Genomic DNA, 22,766 nt, shown 5'->3' with positions numbered 1-22,766 from the left:
ATCTTTGAATTTTTTATATTTAGACTATGGAGCGAAAATGTCCAGAATGCGGGGGTAAAATTATAGGTCGCGCAGACAAGAAATTCTGCAGCGACGCTTGTCGTAATTCCTATAATAACTCTCTTAATAAGGACAGTAAAAACTTAGTTAGAAATATAAATAACCGACTCCGTAAAAACTATCGTATTCTCGAAGAGTTAAATAAGGAAGATAAAACCAAAACCACAAAAAGTACACTTCAAAGAAAAGGGTTTAGTTTTGAATACTTCACAAGTACTTATACCACAAAATCAGGTTCTACCTATTATTATTTATACGATCAAGGGTATCTTCCATTAGACAATAACTTCTATCTTTTAGTAAAAAAAGATCTTAAATAAATATTGCTACCCCTCCTTTTTAAATGCTTATTGGCATATAATTATATTTAATCTAACACTCTTTTAACCTATCCTTTTTTGTAAAAGATGTAATTTTAGATATAAATAAAAAATAGAAATAGTAAGATTATGAAAACTAAAAACATATTAATGGTAATGATGCTGTTTTTAAGTGTATCATTATTTGCGCAAGCTGTCGATGATAAAAAGGTAGTTGCAGATGCTGAAAATGCGAAAGCTGCTTTTCTAGAAGTTAATCCAAAACTACAACGTTATTTTGATGATGCAAAAGCCTATGTAATTTTTCCAAATGTAGGAAAAGGAGCTGTAATTATTGGCGCCGCATCTGGTAATGGAGCAGTTTACAAACAAGGTGAACTTGTAGGTATGGCCAGTATGAAACAACTTGATGTGGGAGCACAAATTGGAGGAAAAGCATTTAGGGAAATTATTTTCTTAAAAACGGACAAAGCGGTTGAAGACTTTATGAGTAATAAATTTCGTTTTGGATCGAATTTATCAGCCATTGCTGTAAATCAAAGTCCACCTTCATTTGATGTAACATATACCGATGGTGTAGCCGTATTTACACTTCCGAAAGAAGGATTAATGGCTGAGGTTTCCGTTGGAGGACAAAAATTTGAATTTAGACCTTTCGATTAATCTATTTTCATAATAGATATAAAACTTAAGGCATTTTTTATAAACTGATTAAGACCTCTTTGAAGTCTTAATCAGTTTTTTTATTCGGTTTTTTGAAGTGAAATCACTACTAAAACCCTACGAACCTTTTATTTTGATACCTTTGAAAAAGATCTATTATCTTTTATGACACCAGAAGAAAATCTTACCGAGCGTCTCAAAGAACTCACCTGTTTGTATGAGGTTTCGTCTATAATTGTAAACAACGATTATAACGAATTAGATAAAACGCTATACTCGATTGTATTGAGTCTTAGGAAGTCTTTTCAATTTAATAAACACACTACTGTTGAAATAAACTCGCATCCATTTCATCTTATTTCAAATGCGCTACCTAAAACCAGTGTCACCATTGAAAGCAATATTAAAGTTTTTAACGAGTCGAATGGGTATATTAAAGTGCACTATCCGTCGAATAAATATTCTAATGAAGATTTTTTAAAAGAAGAAAAACAGTTGTTGGATACTGTGGCCATTAATGTTGGTGATTTGTTAGAGCGCGTGTCAATTCGAGAAAATGAAACGGTTCTAAAGCGAAAAATGGAACACGCAGACCGATTGAGTATTTTGGGTGAAATTACTGCTGGAATTGCTCACGAACTCAATACCCCTCTTGCTAATATTCTTGGTTTTGCAGAATTATTAAAAAGTAAAGAGACTGAAAACACTCAAACCAGCAAAGACCTCGATAAAATAATTAATAGCGCGATTTTCTCAAGAGAAGTTGTTAAGAAACTGATGTTTTTTGCTTGTGAAATGCCACAAAACCTAGATCAAACAGACATTGTTCCTGTAATTAGAGATGCCGTAAACTTACTTGATCCTACGTTTAAAAAGAACGAAGTTAGGTGTAAGTTAATACTTCCTGATGAGGCAGTTATGCTTAAGGCCGATACTATTCAGCTTACTCAAGTAATTTTTAATTTAACTTTAAATTCCATTTACTTTTCTCCTCAAGATGGGTTAATTACAATTGCATTGGAACAGAAAAATAAAAGTATAATCTTAAAAATTTCTGATGAAGGTCCTGGTGTTCCAGATGAGAATGTCGACAAAATTTTTCAGCCCTTTTATACTACAAAATCTGTTGGAGATGGTTCAGGACTTGGGTTGAGTGTTGTACACGGAATTATAAGAAGTCACCGTGCTACCATAGACTATCAGGATAATAATCCTAGAGGTGCTATTTTTGTAATTACATTTCAAAAACATTAAAAAACAGATGTTGCATAAGGAAAACATATTGATAGTTGATGATGATATAAATATCCTTGAGCTTATTCAGCGGCATCTACATTCGTTAGGATATCATACGTATAAGGCTGTTTCGGTTAAAGAAGCAGTGGCTATCTTGCGCGACACGGAAATAGACTTGCTCATTACCGATTTAAAAATGCCCGAAGTGGATGGATTCCAACTTATTCAATTTGTTTCAGAACACTATCCTAATATGCCCAAATTGGTGGTTACAGGCTACCCTTCCATTCAAGATGCCCTTTCAGCTATTAAGTCTGGTGCGGTAGATTATTTGGTAAAACCTTTCACCAAAGAAGAATTAAAACAAGGGGTTCTAAAATCACTTTCAGCCAAATCTAAACGAAAGAAAATTACGGAATCAGTTGACACAAATAGATACAATGAAATTATCGGGGAGAGTCAGTTAATAAAGAACGTACTTCAGATAATTGATAGGGTAAAAGACAATAAGGCTACAATATTTATAAGTGGTGAAAGTGGAACAGGAAAAGAGTTGGTAGCTCGTTCTATTCACTATAATGGTAAGTTTTCTCGTGCGCCGTTTATTGCGGTAAACTGTGGAGGAATTCCTGAAAACCTATTAGAATCAGAACTTTTTGGATATGTAAAAGGAGCGTTTACGGGAGCTAATGAAGACCGCGATGGTTTTTTTCAGGCTGCTGAAGGTGGTACTATCTTTTTAGATGAAATTGGAAATGCGCCCTTATCTGTTCAAACTCGACTTTTGAGAGTTTTACAAGAGAAGGAGGTGATGAAAGTAGGTGAAAGAAAATCAGAAAAAATTGACGTTCGTGTAATTGCAGCAACAAATAGCGATTTAAAAGAAATGATTGGGAAGGAGACTTTTAGAGAAGATCTTTTTTATCGATTAACAGTTGTAGAAATAAATGTACCACCACTTCGCGAGCGTAAAGAAGACATTCCGTTATTAGCAGATAAATTTTTATTTAAATATGGAAATGAATATAAAGATCGTTACGTTACTCTAGATTCTGATGCGCAAGCCTTATTACAGCGGTATGATTGGCCTGGAAATATTCGTGAATTGGAAAATGTAATCCAGCGTGCGGTAATTATGTGCGACCGAACAATTGGTGTAAAAGACTTACCTGAAACACTTAAATATAAGATAGACTTTCCTGATAGCGATTTACTTTCTTTAAAAGAAATGGAGAAGATTTATATTCAAAAAGTGCTAGAGGCTACAAATAATAATCAAACCAAGGCTGCAGAAATTCTCAATATCGACCGAAAGACACTTCGTGGTAAAATTAAAGAATAGTAGTTAGAGTCTTTCAAAAAACGTCATACCTTTCTTACCACCTTTTATTTTAGGGTGGGGAATTTCTCCCCACCTGAGAAATTTCTCCTCAGACTATAGCTTAAATTTTTATTGCAAAAAATTGTCTAAAGGCCTGTTCTTTCAAATGTTTGTGTAAATTTATGACTATAAAATAATAGATGGCACGCGCCTTGCCGATAAAATATCTAAGTAATTTATAAGCAGGAGAAAGCATAAAAAATTTTTGTTATCAAACGTTCATACGTTACTTATTTTGTGTTTACGCATAATCCAAGCTTGGTGTTTATCTGTAGCGATTTTGAGAAATTTCAGCAAAACGCACCGAAGCCTTTACTAAAAAGGAAGCCAGAGATGGCGGCTAATTAAAATTATTTAAAATGATAAACGAACAAACAGTGGAAAAACCAAAGCCATTAAAAAGAGGGATGTTGGACAATGTGTTGGAGCAATTCAATCACGCAGCAGATGTTATAAATCTGAATCCAAATGTTCGCAAAATCCTCAGTATTACTAACACCGAAATTATTATAAATTTTCCAGTACGTATGGATAATGGCGATGTGGAAATATTTACGGGGTATCGAGTTCAGCATAACAATGCACTTGGGCCATACAAAGGAGGTCTTCGTTACCATCCTACTGTAGATATTGATGCTGCACGTGCCTTAGCGATGTGGATGACTTGGAAAACTTCGTTGGCAGGTTTGCCTTATGGAGGTGCAAAAGGAGGGATTCAAATAGATCCTTCAAAGTATTCTAAGAATGAATTAGAGCGTATTACCCGTAGGTTTACTTATGCTTTAGGTGAAAATATAGGACCTGAGCACGATATTCCTGCTCCAGATGTAAATACTAACGCACAAACAATGGCGTGGATTGCCGACACTTATATGAGTACTAAAAGTACTAGTGAACGCTCAAAAAACCAGCACGTTGTTACAGGAAAGCCAACAGGAAGTGGTGGTTTAGAAGGTCGTGATCGAGCAACAGGTTATGGTGTTTTCTTAACAATTAAATTCTGGGCAGAAAAGAATAATATTAGTTTAGCAGGAAAAAAGTACATCGTTCAAGGCTTTGGTAATGTGGGCTATTGGGCTTCACATTTCCTAGAAATAGAAGGCGCCAAATTGGTAGGTGTACAAGATGCTTTTGGAAGTGTCCAAAATAAAGAAGGTATTTCTACTGAAGATTTATTTAACTATAGTATTTCAAACAATGGAAGCATCTTAGGTTTCCCAGAAGCCGAACCATTTGATAGTAAAGAATTTTTCAGTATAGATTGCGATATCTGTATTCCGGCGGCATTAGGAAATCAAATTACTAAGCATAATGCACATACTGTAAAAGCAACTTTAATTGCTGAAGGAGCAAATGGTCCTACAGATGTTGAAGGAGAAAAAATATTAATGGAACGTGGAATAACTATTATTCCCGACATTCTATGTAATTCAGGAGGTGTAATAGGAAGTTATTTTGAATGGCTTCAAAATCGTAATGGAGAACTTTGGCAAATGGATGAGATTCTAGAAAAGCTGGAGAAGAAACTTCGTACTTCATTTGAGAAAGTTGTTAATTACACAGAAGAAAATAAAACAGATATGAGAACAGCAGCTTTTAGTATAGCCATTGAGCGTATTGAAAAAGCTTATATACTTAGAGGTATATTTCCATAATCTTTTACCAACTAATAAAAGATAGTTCGTCCTCCTCACATATTGTTTTTTATAAAGCACTGTGATGAACTATCTTTTTTTAAAACAGACAAAGGAACCATGAAATATGGAAATTTGATATTAGAAAAAAAAGAATACGTCTTTTTAAAGCGTCTATTAAATGTTTCCGGTTATTATAAGGACGAAAACACAAAAGAATCGTTGAAAAAATTGAGCACAGAAATGACCGTAGCTCGTATTTGCGATAACGATGAAATGCCTGATGATGTAATTCGCTTTAACAGTGTAGTTACAGTTAAATCTGTTACTTGGGAAAATCAATTTCAACTGGTAATTCCTACCGAACGTGATATAGTAGCAAATAAAATTTCGATTTTAGCTCCAATGGGTGCAGCTGTAATGGGCTATGCACAAGGCGATTCTGTTATTTGGAAATTTCCAAATGGTTCAAAAGAACTGCTGATTACAAGTGTTAACCAAGCAGAAAAACCAATAGATATAGACGTATTGTTATAATAAAAGGCAAGACCTTTAAATAATTTAAGAGTGGTTAGTTGCAAATGAGTTTTTGTAATTAACTGCTCTAATAAACTTAAAAAAAAAGAGTATCATGCAGATTTACAATCACGATTCCCCTGAATCAATAGCTTATAAAAACAATTATGTTGAGCTTGAAAACTGGTTAGATCATTTAAATTACATTGGGAAAGAAATCACTAATCTAGTAGATCTAGGAAAAGCCCAACTTACAACCAAGGAAGAGTCACAAGCTGTGCTAGAGAAATTCCTAAAAGAAAAAGAAGTAAACAATTTAAAGATAATAGAGTTTCAAAAGTACCAAGATGGTTTACCTAGAGCTGCTGAGTGTGAAGATGTTGAATGTGATATGTTTTTTGTGTCTGAACACGAAAAATTTAGAAAAAACTATATGCAACATTTAGCAAACTATAGAAAAGTAAAAGAAGAGTATTTTAGCGTTTTATTAAAATAATTTTTTAAAACCGAAAACTCAATTCACATATGAGCGAAAACACTCAAGCCAAAACTATAGGTATTTTAAAAACCCATAATGATACCCGGGTATGTTTATTGCCTAAAGAAGTAAAACGCCTAACGGCAGAGTTAAAATATAATGTTCTTTTTGAGTCAGGACTTGGTGACTCGCTTCAGGTTAAAGATGAGGAATACGAACAAGCTGGAGCAACTTGCGCGAAGCGAGAAAGTATTTTTGAAAAGTCGGATACCATTATATCTATTAACCATACTTCTAGTGAAGTTGAAATAAAGAAAAATACTTGTTTTATCGGTATTTTTAATCCATTATTTTACGATACTAAATTTGATAATTATAAAAATTACCAAGCAACCGTCTATAGTTTAGATTTATTGCCTCGCACTACCTTGGCGCAATCTATGGACGTACTTTCGTCTATGGCTTCATTGGCCGGCTACAGAGCGGTTATAAAATCTTCTGAAATTTACAATGGAGTTTTTCCAATGTTTACTACAGCAGCGGGAACACTAACTCCTGCTAAAGTTTTAATTTTAGGTGCTGGAGTTGCAGGACTACAAGCTATTGCAACAGCTCGTCGTTTGGGTGCGGTAGTAGAAGCTTTTGATGTCCGCAAATCTGCAGGAGAAGAAGTGCGAAGCCTTGGTGCAACTTTTATAGAAGTTGAAGGTTATACCGAATCTTCTAGTGCTGGAGGTTATGCTGTTGAACAGAGCGAGGAATATCAGAAAAAGCAAAAAGAGCTTATCCACAATCATATTCGAACTGCAAATATTGTAATCAGTACGGCAAATATTCCTGGGAGGAAAGCACCTTTACTAATTGAAACTCGTTCAGTAGAAGCAATGATGCCTGGAAGTGTAATAATAGATCTCGCAGCAGAGCAAGGAGGTAATTGTGAACTTTCTAGAAACCAGGAAACAATTGAACATAATGGAGTGACAATTATTGGGAACTCAAACCTTTCGGCCGATATACCTACAGCAGCTTCAAAATTACTATCCAATAACTTTTTCTCTTTCTTAAAATACAAACAAAAAGCTGAAAATTCAGTAGATGATCCATTGTTATCCGGTTCTAAAATTATGGACAATGGAGAATGGACACACCCACATTTCATCAATAAATTCCAACCAGTCTAAATTATGGATTTCATCAACCAACACATTCAAGAAATTTATTTTGTTATTTTTTGTGTCTTTATTGGCATTGAAGTAATTTCAAACGTACCTGCTATTCTACACACACCACTTATGTCTGGTGCTAATGCTATTAGTGGTGTTATTTTAGTAGGAGCTATTATAGTTATGCTAAAAGTTCCAGAAGACGATTACCTCAATCTTACTTTAGGAGGTATTGCAGTCTTTCTTGGAACATTGAATATTTCTGGAGGCTTCTTTGTAACCGGACGTATGCTTAAAATGTTTAGTCCTAAAAAAGAAAATAGCAAATAGAAGGATTAAACCCTTTTCCTTTAAATCCGATTTCTTTCCAACTAATTCCCAAAAATTAAAAAAACCAATGCAAGCAATCATTGAAATAGGTTATTTATTAGCAACTCTTTCCTTTTTAGGTGGATTAAAATTTATGAGTTCTCCTAAAAATGCAAAAACCGGTAACCTTATAGCTGCCTCGGGGATGACCCTAGCCGTTGTAATCACATTTATTTCGGCTGTAACTGAAACGGTACCCTATACTAACTTAATAATATTATTTTTAGCTATCGCAGTTGGTACTGTAGTAGGTAAAAGGCTTTCAGATAAAGTTGAAATGACAGGTATGCCGCAATTAGTATCGCTGTTTAACGCTACTGGGGGTGGGTGTGCAATGTTATTAGGTTTAGTAGAAGCCAATCAAATGGATGCTGCAACAGCCATATTAGGCAATAAAATTCTTCTTATTTCAGGTTTAATTACGGGAGCTGTAGCTCTTACGGGTAGTATTATTGCCGAGCGTAAACTGGCAGGTAAAGTAAAAGACAGACGTACTAAGTTGGTAATATTTTCAGCAAGATTTCTTTTACTTTTAATGTTTTTGCTTCCAGGGCTTTATTTTATCGGATTTATCCCTGTTGAATTTACTGTGTTTATGTACATCTTAGCTGTTATTGCAATGGTTTATGGTGTGCTTTTCGTTTTGCCAATTGGTGGAGCAGATATGCCTGTGGTTATATCTCTGTTAAATAGTATTACAGGTATAGCAACAGCTTTCGCCGGATTTGTTTACGGTAATAAAGTGATGATTGCAGGTGGTATTTTTGTTGGAGCTGCAGGTATTTTACTTACCTTGTTAATGTGTAAGGCGATGAACCGTTCTTTAATGAAAGTACTTGCTGGGACTTTTAAAAAGAGCAAAGGAGGAGCTGTAGAAGAAGAGCAGGAAATTAAAGGTATAAGTGTTTCAGAAACGGCATTAGCACTTTCGTTTGCTCAAAGAGTAGCAATCGTTCCGGGTTATGGTTTGGCTGTTGCACAAGCTCAACACACCTGCGGGCAACTACAACAGATGTTAGAAAAAAGAAATTGTGAAGTAGATTATATTATTCACCCGGTAGCAGGTAGAATGCCAGGGCATATGAATGTTTTACTTGCAGAAGCAAACGTTGAGTATTCTCGTTTAAAAGAGATGGATGAGGGTAACGAAAATATGTCGCAATACGATATGGTTTTAGTTATTGGAGCTAACGATGTTGTAAACCCAGCTGCCGAAAACAATCCAGATAGCCCTGTTTACGGAATGCCAATTATACGAGCTCATGAAAGTAAGCAAGTTGTGGTTATGAAACGAAGCATGGGAAAAGGTTATGCAGGAGTTCAAAACGATTTATTTGGACTTGACAATTGTAGTATTCTCTTTGGCGATGCGAAGGTTTCTCTACAAGAGATAATAAATCAGCTTAAGTTAATTTAATACTATATATTACTTAAATTTTTCTGCGTCTTTGCGATTTAAATAATTGGAAAGACGCAGAGTCTTTTTATAAAAATTTTTGATGTTGAGGTTACAAACTCAGGATGGCTACTATAGCACTAACCGAAATAAAAACCCATAGACTAAAGCCGAGTATCATGGGCTTCCATCCAGCAGACTTGATTTTATCTATAGAAAGTCCGGCCCCAATTAAGAACAAGGTAAGTACTAATAGTGATTTTGAAATACCTGTGATACTAGTAGTGATTGTTTCCGGTATTGGTAAATAACTATTCAAGATAATAGCCAAGACAAATAAGAATATAAAATAAGGAATTTTCACGCTCTTCCCTTTTCCTTTGAATAAATAAACCGATATTAATGCAAGCGGAATAATCCAAAGGGCTCTAGCAAGTTTTACTGTTGTAGCCACTTTTAAGGCTTCATCCCCAAAAGCATATGCAGCCCCTACAACAGAGCTTGTATCGTGTATAGCAATAGCGCACCAAAGTCCGAATTGATGCTGGCTAAGACCAAGCAAATGACCTAAAGGTGGGAAAACGATTAAAGCAATAGAGTTTAATAAGAAAATCACTCCCAATGAAATAGAGATGTCTTTTTCTGAAGCATTTATTACAGGTGAAACCGCAGCAATTGCACTTCCACCACATATTGCCGTACCTGAACTAATTAAGTGACTAGTTTTTCGATTCATTTTTAAGAGTTTTCCCACTAAATAGCCGACAAATAAAGTGGCAATGATAGAGAAAACAGTCAATAAAAAACCGTCCTTTCCGGCAGCTAAAGTTTCCTTAAGGTTCATTCCAAAACCTAAACCGACAACGGCAACTTTTAAAAGCCAGTTAACTGCTTTACTATTTAATGTTAAAAAAGGATGCCCTAGAAAGTAAGAGAATAGAAATCCACCTACTAAAGCTAATGGACTGCTTACATATCCTGAAATACATAGCACCATAATAATTATAAAAGCAACTTTTACAATAGTCTTTGATTCATTGTGAATTTTTTCCATTACAGGTAAAATGAAATTTACAATTAAGTTTTAGAAATATGAAAATTGAAGTATTAGCCCTCCGGCTTTTTGTTTTTAAACAATTCTTCATCTTTAAAGACAACGGTGGTATGCGGATAGGCTAGGTCTATACCTTCAACATCGAAACGTTTTTTTACTTGTTCTAAAATGTCGCATCTTAAATTAAAGGAGTCACTATAATTTCTAGCCCAGCACCAAGCACGAACAGACAAGGTTGAAGCGTTAATAGAAACTAATGCAGTACGTACAATAGGTTTTCCATCTAAAACATCGATTTCCGACCTGTTGTCTAGAATTAATGGATGTGATTCGCATACCTCTTGCATAATCTTCTTAGCTAGATCTAGGTCGCTTTCATAAGATATTTCAAACTCTATACGTTCACAGATTTTAATATCACCGATATCGTAATTAACAATTTTTTCTTTATTAATAATTGCGTTGGGGATTACTATCATTTTATTTTCAAAGTTCCGAAGTATAGTGTGTCTCAATGTTATATCGGTAACGGTACCTACCATAGTATCGGTAACCTTAATTATATCGCCAATTCTGAAGGGTTTAAACGATATAATAAAAACTCCTCCTACAAGATTTGCCAAAGCTTCTTGCGAAGCAACACCCGCAATTAAAGCAATAACTCCTGCGCCTCCCAATGCTGTTTGTGCCACACCTTTTAAAGAAGGAAATGCCAATAGAGCGATTAATAACCCAAGTGTATAAACAGTGAAAACTACAACGTAACGAAGAAATTTAAAAGCAGTAGGATCTTCATTTTCAACAGTTTTTCGCTCTATTGCTCTTCTAAACCATAGGTTTACAGACGAAGCTGCTACTATAGTGATAACTGCTACAATTCCTAAATAAATTATTATTTTAAAATCGTCTTGAAGCTTTTTATAAGCCTCAGCAAAAAACAAAAATATAAGGGCCATTAGACCCAATACCAACCAAAGTGAATTTAAAATTCTTTTAATTAAGGTAATAGCATTAGACTTCATCCCTGGAAATCTCTTTTCTTCAGCGAGAACTACTCGTTTGTGAAGAACCCCAGTTAAAAAGCGCAAAATAAAAACACCTATAATAACTATAACGGCGTAAATCAATTCGATTTTATTCGACTCAAAAAAATCAAGCATGTCAATTGTATATTTCAAATTCTTACAAGTACTTGTAGATTGCAAATTTATGCCTTTTATTGTTAGGGTCTTGAATTCAATGAGACAATAAGTTAGTAGTTAATTTAAATGTAACTTTATAACAATGTTGAATAGTAACACAATTGCCATGCACAAAGTATATTTATTATTTTATAAGCTTCTGTTGTATTAAACTGAATCAGAGTCCCTGGAATTATGGGCTTGATTGTATTAGGAATTATTATTGGCCTTGAAGGTTTAAATTTATTAGAATATAGTCTGTTTGTATATGTATTTTCAACTATTGGGCTTTTATATATCATTTTTATTGCTGGATCGGAATTGGTTTTAAACGAGTTTAAAGCCACCAAGAATAAAAGTATAATTTTTGGATTTCTCACGTTTTCAATTCCACCTGCCCTTGGCATTCCAGTATGTCATTACTTTTTAGGTTTCGATGTAAATTCGAGGCTGCTTACCGCAACTATGTTTGCTACTCATCCTTTACTATCTAATTGACTAAACTAAAAATAAGAAAAAAACAATGGTAATTCCTGGTGAAACAGGAGGAATTGGAACTGCTTATTCCAAAGCATAGAAAGGCCATAAATTAGTAACTACCGGTTATTCCAATGCTGCTATTGATAAAGCAGTATAGATCCTAACAAAAGAAGGTTATGATACGGTTGTGACAGCTTGTAATATTACTAAAAAAGATGATATTGAAAAGTTGATAAATTACGCTCTTAATCAGGGAGATTTTAGTGGAATTATCGCTACAGCGGGAGTTAGTGGAAGCGGGTAAACGCCAAAAAATGTTTTCACCTATTATCAGCCATACTATTCCGCCAAATGAGGAGTATTGCTATTTCAATAGGATGCTTTTAGAATAGGACAAAAAGGTGCGCAAATTGTCTTAGTATCAACTGTAGTGATTATGACTCCTATGGAACTCAAAGCAGCGGGAAGAACATGCAGACAGAGTAAATAAAATGACAGAACTAACACCACGTTGAAAAACAGGAACTCCAGAGGATATTGCTAAGGTGGTAAAATTCCTTATAAGTGAAAAAGCAAACTTAACTATTGGCAGTTATATCTTAATAGTTGGCGGAATTCTAACTTTTATACTGCAAGAAGGAAAGGTCTAATTTTCTGTGTTTAAAGTAATTTAAAATTAAAAAACCACTTGCTATGCAGGTGGTTTTTTGGTTGACTAGTTTTCTTCTACAGGATTCAAAAAGTTTTGTTTACATAAGCTCCCACTAATTTCTACATATCTAACGTTTGTTCTCCTCCACCATTGATGAAAATAATTTGTCCGCTAGTCCAGCTGGATATTGGGGCTGCGAAATATAAAACAGCACCTGCTATATCTTCGGCTTCCCCGAGCCTGTTAATAGGTGTGTGTTTCAACATTGCTTTTTCCAATTCAGGAGTTAAAACTGTTTTTAAAGCATTTGTTCTTACAGCACCCGGACCTATGGCATTTACTCTAATATTATCTGGACCATAGTCGAAAGCCAAATTGCGTGTCATGTGATTTATGGCTGCTTTTGATGACGCATAGGCGCTTATGGCAGGGCTTTTATTGATAGAAGCCATGGAAGACATATTAATAATGCTTCCGTAACCTGCTTTTTTCATATGCGGTGCAACCAATTGGCACAGGCGCCACGTGCTAAAAACGTTCATTTCAAATACTTTTTGAAACTGTGTTACCTCGATATCGTAGGGGCTTTCTCGACCTGCACCACCGCCACCAACATTATTTACCAAAATTTCAATACTCCCATACTCAGCCATGGTTTTATCTACTAAGTTTACCAATGCTTCATCTTTGGTTACATCGCAATCAATAGCAATAGAGTTTCCGCCCTTGTCATTAATTTCTTTTGAAGTTTTTTTGGCTTGCTCCAAATTGTAATCGGAAACAACAACTTTAGCGCCAAAAGCTGCAAGCATTTCGCAACTCGCCTTCCCGATTCCGTTAGCACCGCCTGTAACTATTGCGGTTTTTCCTTTTAAATTGAATAATTCTGTTGGATTCATATAGCTATACCTTTTATCTCAATTTTATATCTCCACCATCTGCCATCAAAGTTTGGCCAGTCATATATTGACTATCCTCACCTAATAAAAAGGCAATAATTGGCGCTACGTCTTTTTGGGGATCTCCAAATCGATGCATTGGGTTTTTACTGATAATTTCTTCGTATTGTTCTGGGAAATTTTCTTTCCATTGTTTTACGCCATCGGTAAATGCAAGTGGACATACTACATTTACTCTAATACCATCTTCCGCCCATTCATTAGCAGCCACTCGTGATAAACCTCTAATAGCTTCCTTAGTAGCTGCGTAACTTCCTTGGTTTTTTTGACCTAATAATCCTGCACCAGAACCAAAATTTACAATAGATCCCTTGGTTTTTTTAAGTTCTGGATAAGCGGCTTTCATAAAGTTTAAGGTGCCTTTTAAACCAGTATCCATAGATAAAGCCCAATCCTCTTCGGTAAGTTCTAAAAGTGGTTTTTGGCGAGAGGCATGAGCGTTATTTACCAAACTTGTGAGTTTTCCAAATTTAGAAACAGCTAATTCTACAGCTTCCTTTGCAATAGATTCCTTAGAGATATCTCCTTTTAAAAATGCTATTTTCTCCGGATTAGAGGCAACTTTTTCCTTTCCAGCTTCTTCATTCAAATCTACGGCTACTACTGAGGCCCCTCTTTCTGTGAATTCTGTGGTCATTGCTCCACCAATTCCTGCCGCGCCACCTGTAACGATGATTACTTTACCTTCTAAATTTTTCATATTTTATAATTATGGTTTTGAGAACTCGAGTTTTTCTAATTCACTCAAATATAACGAATAGAAGGTCGAAAATTTCTCTGACCGGAAAAACTTAAATATAATTTAACAGATTATTTTCCTTATTCAAATGAGTTAAAAGCATTTCAGAAATAAGAATTTTTGTAGTAGAAAACACCTTATTAATAATAATTGAATTTTGAGAAAGGGTGGGGATTTCTTGGGTAAACTTTTCTTTATCATTAAATTGCAAAATTCAACATTTTAAATCCAAAAAAGCCTAAAAATTGATGATTAGAGCACTGTGTTTTCTATTTCTTTCATTTATTATAGTATTGAGCTCCTTTTCTCAAAGTCAAACTGATGCTAATGGGGAATTGGATATCAGTCTCGAACTCAATAATCCTTCCTCCGAAATAAATAATGGAACTGCTCAAATACATGTTAAGGGTGGTACGCCTCCTTATCAGTACAAATGGAGTAATAAAAGCACTTCATTAATCTCGAAACGATCAAAAGGTTTAATTGAAGGCATGAATCACTCGGTAACGGTATCCGACTCTAAGGGAAATACGGCTTCAAAATCCTTTAAAATTCCAGCAGAATCAATTACCGAAATTTTTAACAGTAAAGTTCAGCCTGCAGTAGATTTTCTAGGAGCTATCCTCTTTTGGGATCCATTTGCGACCTTGGGCGTATATGACCCTACGGTTTATATTTCTCACGAAAATATATCGCCACCAGATACAGATATTGTGCAAAATAACTATTTAGTAAAAAAATGGTTGGTTGAGGATGGTGATGCAGTAAAGAAAAAACAGCAACTTGCAATACTTGAAATTGATGGTGAGGAAACTATATTACAAGCTAATTATAACGGGACACTACATCAAATAATAAAAGAAGGTACAATTATAACCCCGACCTCTTTAGCCTCTTCTGCTGAAGAACTTACTGTGGGTAGGGTGGATTTTAAAAAAGAACAACATCTATTGCATCCTAATGGCGATGTAGTGACAAATACTATCCCTTTTATTGTAATTTGGTTAATCTTTGGAAGTATCTTTTTTACACTTCGATTAAAGTTTATCAACATCCGAGGGTTTAAACACTCTATTGATTTAGCACGAGGAAAGTTTGACGATCCTAATGCTCCAGGAAGTATTACACATTTTCAAGCTATGGCTACTGCTGTTTCTGCAACTGTTGGTTTAGGAAATATCGCAGGAGTTGCTGTTGCCATTTCATTAGGAGGAGCTGGTGCTACCTTTTGGATGTTTATGGCTGGGTTCTTCGGGATGTCTATGAAGTTTGCCGAATGCGCTATGGGTGTGAAATATCGTGTTATCGACTCTGATGGACGTGTTTTTGGTGGGCCGATGAATTATTTACGATATGGTCTTGAAAAGCGTAACCTTAAAGGTTTAGGAAAATTTCTAGCTGCATTTTTTGCCATTTTAGGAGTTGGAGCTTCTTTTGGTGGTGGAAACATGCTACAATCAAACCAAGCATTTAAAATTGTTTCTGAGCAGATTCCAATATTACAAGGACAAGGTTTTTGGTTTGGAGTTGGTTTTGCAATTCTTGTTGGAATTGTAATTATTGGAGGAATAAAAAGTATTGCCAAGGTTACTGAAAAAGTAGTACCATTTATGGCTTTGCTTTATATAGTGGGTTGTTTGGTTGTAATCGGCTCAAATATTGAAGGTCTAGGGGGAGCGTTTTTAGCGATTATTGACGGTGCTTTTTCAGCCGATGCACTTAAAGGTGGATTTATAGGTGTGCTTATAGTAGGATTACAACGCGCAGCATTTTCTAGTGAAGCAGGAGTTGGTTCTGCTGCCATTGCTCATAGCCCTGCCAAAACGAATCATCCAATCGCTGATGGTTTTACTTCTATTGTTGAACCATTTATCGATACTATGGTTGTTTGTACAATGACCGCTTTAGTTTTAATTTTTACAGGGAAACACGAAGGAAATAGTGGAATGGGTGGTGTTGAACTTACAGCCGAGGCTTTTGGAAGTGTGGTGTCTTGGTTCCCAGTTGTATTAGCAATTGCAGTGTTTCTATTTGCTTTCTCGACTATGGTTTCTTGGTCTTATTACGGAATGCGTTCTTGGACGTACTTATTCGGAAGAAGTAAAAAGGGAGAGTTGCTTTACAAGTTTATGTATTGTGGCTTCGTAGTATTAGGGGCCTCAGTAAGTCTAGGTGCTGTACTAAGTTTTGCCGATATGATGATTTTAGCAATGTCATTTCCAAACATAGCAGGATTGTACATTCTAGCTCCAGAAATCTATGCGGATATGAATAATTACCTAGACAAGTTGAAAAAAGGGAAATTGTACCTCAATCCTAAGTTTGTTAAAAGTTCTTCTTAGGCTTAAATGGCAGTTTTAAGTTAGGGGTGAGCAGTTTTTCAAATAAAATTGAAAATATCAAGATTGTTTCTTTTTCAAAAAGTAAAGAGAACCAATATTTATTGAGCAAAATTAAACTGTATGTAGGTTTTTATACCTTTTGAGCTTTTCCTGCTTGTAGTCCCGCTATTAGTTTGTAAATAGCGACTAATACTAATAGTCCTAAAGAATACATCCATTCCTTTGTAAAATCTTGAATTACTCCAATAAGAAAAGGTCCTATGGCTGCTAGAAAATACCCTATAGATTGCACCATTCCAGAAAGTTCTGCCGCTGTTTCGGAGTCTGGAGCGCGTAGAACAATTAGAAGAAGTGCCAGACTGAAAGCACCCCCAAGAACAAACCCAAGGATAGAAACCCAAATGTAAATTGGGATAAAAGTAGGCACCATTAATCCTATGAAACTTATAATTTCGAATACAATTAAAAATACAACTACTGCCCGTTGATCTTTTTGTGAGGCTGCCCATATTGGAATAATAAGTGCTCCGAGAATGCCAGTAACTTGAGATAAGGAAAGCATCCAACCTCCAAATTCTGCATTGTAGCCATAATCTATTAAAATACTAGGTAGCCAAGCTAACATTACGTAAAATGCAAAAGATTGTAGTCCCATATAAATTGCAATCTGCCATACTAGTCTAGAACTACTAAGTTTTTTCATAGCTTCTTTAAGACCTCTAGTCGGGGTGGTGCTTTTTATTTTTTTTACCTGAGGAATCCATATAAAAAATGCTATAACAGCAAGTACTGCCCATACCGAAAGTGAGCCCCGCCATCCGAGATTTAAATTTGTTGCTAATGGGACACTTAATCCTGCAGCCAATCCTGCGCCTAAAGACATTGAAGCTGAATGTAAACTCGTTACTAATCCTGCCTTATTCGGGAAGTTGCTTTTTGTTATCGCAGGAATTAAAACGTTACCAAAGGCTATTGCTATTCCTAAAAGCACAGTTCCAAAATACAAGGCAAAAACACCACCACTTGAACGAATCAATATCCCTAGTGTAAGAAGAACCATGGATGCTAGTAAGGTTCTTCCTAAACCGAATTTTTTAGTAAAAAAAGGCGTAATTGTAGATATAAAACCAAATGCCAATAGTGGCAAAGTAGTTAGTAAGCCTAATAAACTTTCTGTTAGGTTTAGGTCGCGGCCAATATCATCTATTAAAGGTCCAATACTAGAGAGGGCAGGACGAAGGTTGATTGCTAGGAAAAGTATTCCGAACAATAACCAAATACGAGCGGTTTTAGACAATATGGCTTTAGTATTATTAGACATTGAAAAATGTGCAAAATTAGGTATTACTATGAATTTTAAGGTCGAAAAATGGCCTAGTATATTTTCATAAATACATCTATAACCTCCTGAGAAATTTTTATTATTAACTATCCCATTCTTTGCGAATGTCTTCCATTAGGATTGCATAACGATTTTTTAAATCCTCAGAAATTCCTTTAGTTGCCTTATGTATCTTTCTTAATTGGAATGCTAAAAGAATACTGAAAATTCCAGCAAATAGAAAGCTTAAAGCTACTAATACAACTACGCTTAATCCTGCAACAAGTGGATTCCAAATCAATAAGAAAGAAACAATTGCACCTAAAATGCCAAAAACAAGTAATCCTCCCCAATTTTTACTACCATATTTTTTGAGGTCTAAAGCAAAACTTATAGATGAGATAGAGCGAAAAAGAAGTAAAAAACCAATATAAAATGCTAGAACTGTTATTGAAAGTGCTGGATGACTTATTAATGAAACTCCCACAACGAATGTAAGAATCCCAAAAGCTAAGGACCATCCCCAATTGTCTAATCGATCTCTATTGGCAATAGAGAAAATAATTTCGGACAGACCACTAAATAAAAATGATAGCGCAAAAAATATTGACAGAGTTAACATTGATCCTACAGGAGATGAAAACACTACTACACTTAGTATTACAAACAATAACCCAACAAATAATGGGATGTACCAATGTTTAATAGCATCTTTAATAGATTGTAAAAATGAAGTTTGCATAATTATAAATTTTGGTTAATAATTGATATTTTGATGCACTTTTCTTGAATAATGAGGTGAATCAATTTAATAATAAAACAAAATTACGATTAGTTCGGTGTTTTACGAACTAAAATAAACTAATCTATTGTTAAATATTTTTTGACAACCATTTGTATAAACAGAACTACCCATTAAAATGCATTAATGGGTAGTTCTGTAAATGAAATAAGAAAATTTTAAATGTTTTCTGGAATAGCCTCTTCTTCTTCAGGTTCGTATAAATAGCGTTCCTTACTGTCGTCAAGTTCATCCATCCAGTCGGTATGATGTTCGGCAGCCATTGTTCCAGTAACCACACTTTTATATGTTTTATCACGATAGGTTAAGATATTTTCTTCTTTATCTTTCAACCAAGATTTAAACATTTCACCTACAGTATCTACATTAAAATCTGGATAGTCTGAAAGTGCTAATAAATCTTTTATATAATCAGATTGGAAATCTACGTGATCGAAAGAAGTTTCTAATTTGTCATTTCTTTCCAACCATTTATCCATATCTAATCTTCTTTCATTTTCCTCAGGAAGCTTGTAAGTTCCCATCATAAAGTCGCGTGCAACCCATGCTTGAGCATCAAACATATTAAAGGTATAATACTGATCTTGCATACCTAAATAAATTAATTGAGGAAGCTTGTTAAAGAATATCCCCTTGTAGAGGTGATCAGGATAAAGATTGTTTTTAGTTTTTAATCTAAGTTCATCAGGTAAGAATGGAAACTTGTGTTGGTATCCAGTACACATAATTACAGCATCAAACTTTTCGGTAGTTCCATCTTTGAAGTAAGCAGTATCATTTTCGAAGTGCGTTACGAGTGGAAGTTCTTTTATCCCTTCTGGCCATGCAACCCCAATAGGGTTACTTCTATAGCTAAGTGTAACCGATTTTGCCCCGTGTTTATGACATTGTACACCGATATCTTCAGCGGAATAACTACTTCCTATCAAGAGTAAGTTTTGATCCTTAAACTGATCTGCACCTCTAAAATCGTGAGCGTGTATTACTGTTCCAGGGAAGTTCTCTATTCCTTTAAAGTAAGGCATATTAGGCGTAGAGAAATGTCCAGAAGCAACAATTAGATAATCAAATTCTTCTGAATAAGTTTTATCAATTTTTAAATCGTCGAGAACAAGAGTAAACTTTTTTGTTTTTTCGTCATAACTTACCCAACGCGCTGTAGTATCAAAGCGAATGTATTCGCGGGCTTTACTTTTTTTAATTCTTCCTTGAATATAATCGAATAAAACAGGCCTTGGTGGATAAGATGATATAGGCTTTTTGAAATGCTCGTCAAACGAATAATCAGAGAACTCTAGGCATTCTTTTGGTCCGTTAGACCATAAGTATTTATACATACTTCCGTGAATCGGCTCCCCGTATTTACCAACACCCGTTCTCCATGTATAATTCCACATTCCACCCCAGTTGCTCTGCTTTTCAAAACATACTATCTCTGGAACTTCTTCGCCTTTGTTTTGCAATGCTTCAAAAGCTCTAAGCTGCGCTAAACCACTAGGTCCAGCACCAATAATTCCAACTCTTTTCTTGTTCGTGCGTTTCTTATTCATAAAATAATATAATTATATCAAGCACATTACTTTAAGTAACTGCTTAATGTTAATAATCGATTGTGAAAACGTTGCGATGGGCAACTAGAAAGTCTAATTACTAGACTTAAAATAAGTGGTGGTTAGCTAAAGAATATGCTAAAAATGACCTCTTAAAATGATAATTTTAAAACACAATGGCGCGAATATACCATTTTTTTGTGTAATTAGCAATGCTAGGATTGTAGATTGTTGGTTTTAAGAGAGTTGTGGATGTAAAATACTACTCCTTAATTTAACAGAGATATTCTAACCGATTTATCTGAATTCAATTCAAATTGGCAATCTTCAAAAGTCGGGGCAGAAAACTTCGGTCTTATGTTATTAGAGAAGGCATAAGGCTCTTTGGGAATACCAAAAAAGTTTTGATTGCATATTTTATCATCATTAAGATCTTGAAATAGTGAAATTGCATATGTCCCTTTTGGGATATTTTCTATAGTAATAGTTTCCGAGCTATTATTAACAGCAATTGAAATACTTTTATAAGCTTGACCTTTTTCTAAGAATCGATCGCCATTGTTAAAAAGGCCTATTTCAACAGTTCCATTTACATTTTTAATATTATCAACGGTTAAAGTAAGCGTAAAAGTATCGGTTTGGGGTTGTGAAATAAAAAGGTAAAAGAATAAAAGTAAATAATTCATATTGGTGTTTTAATTGAAATCACACAATAAGTTGTTGATTATCAAATTCAAATACTAAATATAATAAATAGAATGAAATAGAGGAAATTAAAAATGTTGATGGAAAACCAGAATTTTAAAAATCGTTAGTTTTCCATCATTTTGATTTAATTACTGTAAAGATTAAACTGAAAAAGCGTCAATTAGAATCACTTTTGTAATTCAGCATAGTTGGGAAGAGGACAAATATTAGTTGAAATAAACGGCCTCAAAAACGGCTAGAGGAGCTCTTCTTCCTACATTTAATGTAAGCGTATCCCCATCGATCGTGTAGTTATCTGCTATTTGAAAGATTTTTAGAAAATCTGCCTCATTAATATCAACATCTGGACAAGCCATCATTGTTGATCCCATATTTAAAAATCGAATTCTATTTCCTTCTTCTAGCTTGTAAGACCCTAAAATTGTGTTACAACCTGCAAAACCAGTTACTCGGTTGTCATCAGTTTTTAACATGAAGTATATTTCTTTTTCTTGGTTTTTAACCATTTCAATATCCTTACCTTCAAGCTTTTTCAATTTCCAATATTTCTCAACAATAGGTTCTGCAGAGGTTTTAGCTTTTTTAAATACAGCCAAAGGTGCTCTTCTTCCCACATTTAATTCCAATCTATCTCCGTTAACTGTATAATTATCGGCTAAATTAAAAATCTTTAAAAACTCATTTTCATTAACAGCGCCTTCAGGACAAGCCATTCTTGTTGCACCTAAAGCCGAAAATCTAATTCTATTTCCTTCTTCAAGATTATAAATCCCAAAAAAACTGTTACAACCAGAGAATCCATTTATGCGGTTTTCTTCAGTGTCTAAGGTAAAGCTTATCTCCTTTCCGTTTTGAAAAGCATCAACTTTTTGTCCCTCTAGTGTTTCAAGAACCCATTTTGTATTAGTGATTTCTTCTTGGTTGCTATTAGCGGACATACTTTTGTTTTGTTTTACACCACAACTGAACAATGTTAGTGCGGCAAATGCAATTGTAAATAATTGAAATTTCATAATTTATAAATTTTTTGGAAAACTACCTTTTAAATTTCATATTGATACTTATCAAAATCTTAAACTAATGTGAAGGTTATGGTAATCTGTAGATGTGCATTTCATAAAGCGAGCCATAAATTTGAAATGTCGCAAAAATTGAAGATTTTATGATAAGTTTCACTTTTTACAGTTAGCATGAAATATAGCTATGAATAGAGGTATTTACTTATTCCACCCTCTTTTATTATAAACTAATTGAATAATTTTCTTAAAACTATCTTCGTGAATATTATAATCGTGTGGGTTTAAAAGTTCTTTCATTTCCTTATTTAATTTCACTACGAGTGCGTCAAACTTAGTTTTTCTTTCAGAATCGGTGTAATTGTATTTCGAAGAACCAAGGCTAGACATTTTGTAGGTATAGTAGTTTAGCAATGAAAGATAACCGTCTCGTTCACCTTCAGTTAGGTCCATTTGTAAAATTTGCTCGTAATGCCAATACTGCAAATAATCTTTGTCTTTTGATGAAAAAATTTCTTCATTTATATTGTCTTCATTCGCAACTTCAGCATTTTGAGCCAGACTTGTGAAATTGATCAATAATGAAATGCCGATAATTAAAAATGACTTCATATTTAAAAATTTTGGTAAGGGTTTGAGATATATTCACCTTAAAAATAATGTTTTAATAGGTATGGATGCGCTAAAAGTCATTAATTCTCAAATATTGTTCTTAAAAATCGTTGATTTAGTTTATAATTTTTAGG

General features: G+C 34.5%; 22 protein-coding genes. 12 read left to right on the top strand and 10 right to left on the bottom strand.

Translation table 11 applies throughout. From position 1 onward, the window contains the following. Positions 1-26: 26 nt before the first annotated feature. From K8344_RS01760 to K8344_RS01715, 10 genes are all read left to right on the top strand, one after another. Entirely contained in the window at positions 27-380 is a 354-nt protein-coding gene (locus K8344_RS01760) for a DNA gyrase inhibitor YacG (protein ID WP_237606571.1), read from the top strand. A gap of 129 nt (positions 381-509) precedes the next feature. Next, positions 510-1,043 (top strand): lipid-binding SYLF domain-containing protein, encoded by a 534-nt coding sequence (locus tag K8344_RS01755; protein ID WP_237606570.1) that lies wholly within the window; start codon positions 510-512, stop codon positions 1,041-1,043. 165 nt (positions 1,044-1,208) lie between these two features. Then, positions 1,209-2,297, top strand: a complete 1,089-nt coding sequence (locus K8344_RS01750; protein ID WP_237606569.1) for a sensor histidine kinase — start codon at positions 1,209-1,211, stop codon at positions 2,295-2,297. Between the two features lie 7 nt (positions 2,298-2,304). Next, the gene (locus tag K8344_RS01745; RefSeq protein ID WP_237606568.1) at positions 2,305-3,621 is read left to right on the top strand and encodes a sigma-54-dependent transcriptional regulator; all 1,317 of its coding nucleotides are present in this window, start codon (positions 2,305-2,307) and stop codon (positions 3,619-3,621) included. A 398-nt stretch (positions 3,622-4,019) separates the two neighbouring features. Beyond that, a complete protein-coding gene (locus K8344_RS01740) occupies positions 4,020-5,315 on the top strand; it encodes a Glu/Leu/Phe/Val family dehydrogenase (protein WP_237606567.1) in 1,296 nt (431 codons plus the stop codon). A gap of 99 nt (positions 5,316-5,414) precedes the next feature. After that, the gene (locus K8344_RS01735; protein ID WP_237606566.1) at positions 5,415-5,831 is read left to right on the top strand and encodes a GreA/GreB family elongation factor; all 417 of its coding nucleotides are present in this window, start codon (positions 5,415-5,417) and stop codon (positions 5,829-5,831) included. Positions 5,832-5,925: 94 nt separating this feature from the next. Continuing rightward, on the top strand, positions 5,926-6,306 hold the full coding sequence (locus K8344_RS01730; protein WP_237606565.1) for a hypothetical protein: 381 nt from the start codon (positions 5,926-5,928) through the stop codon (positions 6,304-6,306). A 29-nt stretch (positions 6,307-6,335) separates the two neighbouring features. Next, the gene (locus tag K8344_RS01725) at positions 6,336-7,469 is read left to right on the top strand and encodes an NAD(P) transhydrogenase subunit alpha (protein ID WP_237606564.1); all 1,134 of its coding nucleotides are present in this window, start codon (positions 6,336-6,338) and stop codon (positions 7,467-7,469) included. A 3-nt stretch (positions 7,470-7,472) separates the two neighbouring features. Beyond that, on the top strand, positions 7,473-7,781 hold the full coding sequence (locus K8344_RS01720; protein WP_237606563.1) for an NAD(P) transhydrogenase subunit alpha part 2: 309 nt from the start codon (positions 7,473-7,475) through the stop codon (positions 7,779-7,781). A gap of 67 nt (positions 7,782-7,848) precedes the next feature. Beyond that, positions 7,849-9,237: an NAD(P)(+) transhydrogenase (Re/Si-specific) subunit beta gene (locus K8344_RS01715; protein ID WP_237606561.1), complete on the top strand. Its 1,389-nt coding sequence runs from the start codon at positions 7,849-7,851 to the stop codon at positions 9,235-9,237. Between the two features lie 91 nt (positions 9,238-9,328). Here the strand turns inward: K8344_RS01715 and K8344_RS01710 are convergent, their stop codons facing one another. Next, positions 9,329-10,270 carry a YeiH family protein gene (locus tag K8344_RS01710; protein ID WP_237606559.1) on the bottom strand — a complete coding sequence of 314 codons (942 nt, stop codon included), beginning with the start codon at positions 10,268-10,270 and terminating at the stop codon, positions 9,329-9,331. Between the two features lie 53 nt (positions 10,271-10,323). Further along, positions 10,324-11,430, bottom strand: coding sequence for a mechanosensitive ion channel family protein (locus K8344_RS01705; protein WP_237606558.1), 1,107 nt, complete (start codon positions 11,428-11,430; stop codon positions 10,324-10,326). A 198-nt stretch (positions 11,431-11,628) separates the two neighbouring features. Between K8344_RS01705 and K8344_RS01700 the strand changes: the two genes are divergently transcribed. After that, positions 11,629-11,949 (top strand): cation:proton antiporter domain-containing protein, encoded by a 321-nt coding sequence (locus K8344_RS01700; RefSeq protein ID WP_338144584.1) that lies wholly within the window; start codon positions 11,629-11,631, stop codon positions 11,947-11,949. A 753-nt stretch (positions 11,950-12,702) separates the two neighbouring features. On the opposite strand, the gene K8344_RS01695 is transcribed toward K8344_RS01700, so the two are convergent. Both K8344_RS01695 and K8344_RS01690 read right to left on the bottom strand, forming a co-directional pair. Further along, on the bottom strand, positions 12,703-13,482 hold the full coding sequence (locus tag K8344_RS01695) for a glucose 1-dehydrogenase (RefSeq protein ID WP_237606556.1): 780 nt from the start codon (positions 13,480-13,482) through the stop codon (positions 12,703-12,705). A 13-nt stretch (positions 13,483-13,495) separates the two neighbouring features. Further along, complete coding sequence (locus K8344_RS01690) at positions 13,496-14,242, bottom strand: SDR family NAD(P)-dependent oxidoreductase (RefSeq protein ID WP_237606555.1); 747 nt, start codon at positions 14,240-14,242, stop codon at positions 13,496-13,498. 287 nt (positions 14,243-14,529) lie between these two features. Here K8344_RS01690 and K8344_RS01685 point away from each other — a divergent pair, with 287 nt between their 5' ends. Continuing rightward, complete coding sequence (locus K8344_RS01685; protein ID WP_237606554.1) at positions 14,530-16,623, top strand: amino acid carrier protein; 2,094 nt, start codon at positions 14,530-14,532, stop codon at positions 16,621-16,623. A gap of 130 nt (positions 16,624-16,753) precedes the next feature. Here K8344_RS01685 and K8344_RS01680 read toward each other — a convergent pair whose 3' ends face one another. The 6 genes from K8344_RS01680 to K8344_RS01655 all read right to left on the bottom strand — a co-directional run bounded on the left by K8344_RS01680 (position 16,754) and on the right by K8344_RS01655 (position 22,632). Next, positions 16,754-17,944, bottom strand: coding sequence for a CynX/NimT family MFS transporter (locus tag K8344_RS01680; protein ID WP_237606553.1), 1,191 nt, complete (start codon positions 17,942-17,944; stop codon positions 16,754-16,756). Positions 17,945-18,047: 103 nt separating this feature from the next. Further along, a complete protein-coding gene (locus K8344_RS01675) occupies positions 18,048-18,686 on the bottom strand; it encodes an HdeD family acid-resistance protein (RefSeq protein WP_237606552.1) in 639 nt (212 codons plus the stop codon). Positions 18,687-18,904: 218 nt separating this feature from the next. Continuing rightward, a complete protein-coding gene (locus K8344_RS01670; RefSeq protein ID WP_237606551.1) occupies positions 18,905-20,296 on the bottom strand; it encodes an NAD(P)-binding domain-containing protein in 1,392 nt (463 codons plus the stop codon). 269 nt (positions 20,297-20,565) lie between these two features. Next, on the bottom strand, positions 20,566-20,982 hold the full coding sequence (locus K8344_RS01665) for a DUF2141 domain-containing protein (protein ID WP_237606549.1): 417 nt from the start codon (positions 20,980-20,982) through the stop codon (positions 20,566-20,568). Between the two features lie 228 nt (positions 20,983-21,210). Beyond that, positions 21,211-22,017: an META domain-containing protein gene (locus K8344_RS01660; RefSeq protein WP_237606548.1), complete on the bottom strand. Its 807-nt coding sequence runs from the start codon at positions 22,015-22,017 to the stop codon at positions 21,211-21,213. A gap of 204 nt (positions 22,018-22,221) precedes the next feature. Continuing rightward, positions 22,222-22,632: a hypothetical protein gene (locus K8344_RS01655; RefSeq protein ID WP_237606547.1), complete on the bottom strand. Its 411-nt coding sequence runs from the start codon at positions 22,630-22,632 to the stop codon at positions 22,222-22,224. Between the last annotated feature and the right edge of the window lie 134 nt (positions 22,633-22,766).

The sequence above is a fragment of the Aequorivita xiaoshiensis genome (genome assembly GCF_022008395.1).
Taxonomy (GTDB): Bacteria; Bacteroidota; Bacteroidia; order Flavobacteriales; family Flavobacteriaceae; genus Aequorivita; species Aequorivita xiaoshiensis.
This window is presented reverse-complemented; position numbering and strand designations above follow the sequence as displayed.

Excerpts from the sequence above, each read along its gene's own strand:
- K8344_RS01755 (WP_237606570.1), top strand. The coding sequence starts at position 510 with ATGAAAACTAAAAACATATTAATGGTAATGATGCTGTTTTTAAGTGTA.
- K8344_RS01660 (WP_237606548.1), bottom strand. The coding sequence starts at position 22,017 with ATGAAATTTCAATTATTTACAATTGCATTTGCCGCACTAACATTGTTC.
- K8344_RS01675 (WP_237606552.1), bottom strand. The coding sequence starts at position 18,686 with ATGCAAACTTCATTTTTACAATCTATTAAAGATGCTATTAAACATTGG.
- K8344_RS01740 (WP_237606567.1), top strand. The coding sequence starts at position 4,020 with ATGATAAACGAACAAACAGTGGAAAAACCAAAGCCATTAAAAAGAGGG.
- K8344_RS01705 (WP_237606558.1), bottom strand. The coding sequence starts at position 11,430 with ATGCTTGATTTTTTTGAGTCGAATAAAATCGAATTGATTTACGCCGTT.
- K8344_RS01690 (WP_237606555.1), bottom strand. The coding sequence starts at position 14,242 with ATGAAAAATTTAGAAGGTAAAGTAATCATCGTTACAGGTGGCGCGGCA.
- K8344_RS01695 (WP_237606556.1), bottom strand. The coding sequence starts at position 13,482 with ATGAATCCAACAGAATTATTCAATTTAAAAGGAAAAACCGCAATAGTT.
- K8344_RS01715 (WP_237606561.1), top strand. The coding sequence starts at position 7,849 with ATGCAAGCAATCATTGAAATAGGTTATTTATTAGCAACTCTTTCCTTT.
- K8344_RS01670 (WP_237606551.1), bottom strand. The coding sequence starts at position 20,296 with ATGAATAAGAAACGCACGAACAAGAAAAGAGTTGGAATTATTGGTGCT.
- K8344_RS01730 (WP_237606565.1), top strand. The coding sequence starts at position 5,926 with ATGCAGATTTACAATCACGATTCCCCTGAATCAATAGCTTATAAAAAC.
- K8344_RS01665 (WP_237606549.1), bottom strand. The coding sequence starts at position 20,982 with ATGAATTATTTACTTTTATTCTTTTACCTTTTTATTTCACAACCCCAA.
- K8344_RS01745 (WP_237606568.1), top strand. The coding sequence starts at position 2,305 with ATGTTGCATAAGGAAAACATATTGATAGTTGATGATGATATAAATATC.
- K8344_RS01680 (WP_237606553.1), bottom strand. The coding sequence starts at position 17,944 with ATGTCTAATAATACTAAAGCCATATTGTCTAAAACCGCTCGTATTTGG.
- K8344_RS01720 (WP_237606563.1), top strand. The coding sequence starts at position 7,473 with ATGGATTTCATCAACCAACACATTCAAGAAATTTATTTTGTTATTTTT.
- K8344_RS01750 (WP_237606569.1), top strand. The coding sequence starts at position 1,209 with ATGACACCAGAAGAAAATCTTACCGAGCGTCTCAAAGAACTCACCTGT.
- K8344_RS01710 (WP_237606559.1), bottom strand. The coding sequence starts at position 10,270 with ATGGAAAAAATTCACAATGAATCAAAGACTATTGTAAAAGTTGCTTTT.
- K8344_RS01760 (WP_237606571.1), top strand. The coding sequence starts at position 27 with ATGGAGCGAAAATGTCCAGAATGCGGGGGTAAAATTATAGGTCGCGCA.
- K8344_RS01685 (WP_237606554.1), top strand. The coding sequence starts at position 14,530 with ATGATTAGAGCACTGTGTTTTCTATTTCTTTCATTTATTATAGTATTG.
- K8344_RS01725 (WP_237606564.1), top strand. The coding sequence starts at position 6,336 with ATGAGCGAAAACACTCAAGCCAAAACTATAGGTATTTTAAAAACCCAT.
- K8344_RS01735 (WP_237606566.1), top strand. The coding sequence starts at position 5,415 with ATGAAATATGGAAATTTGATATTAGAAAAAAAAGAATACGTCTTTTTA.
- K8344_RS01655 (WP_237606547.1), bottom strand. The coding sequence starts at position 22,632 with ATGAAGTCATTTTTAATTATCGGCATTTCATTATTGATCAATTTCACA.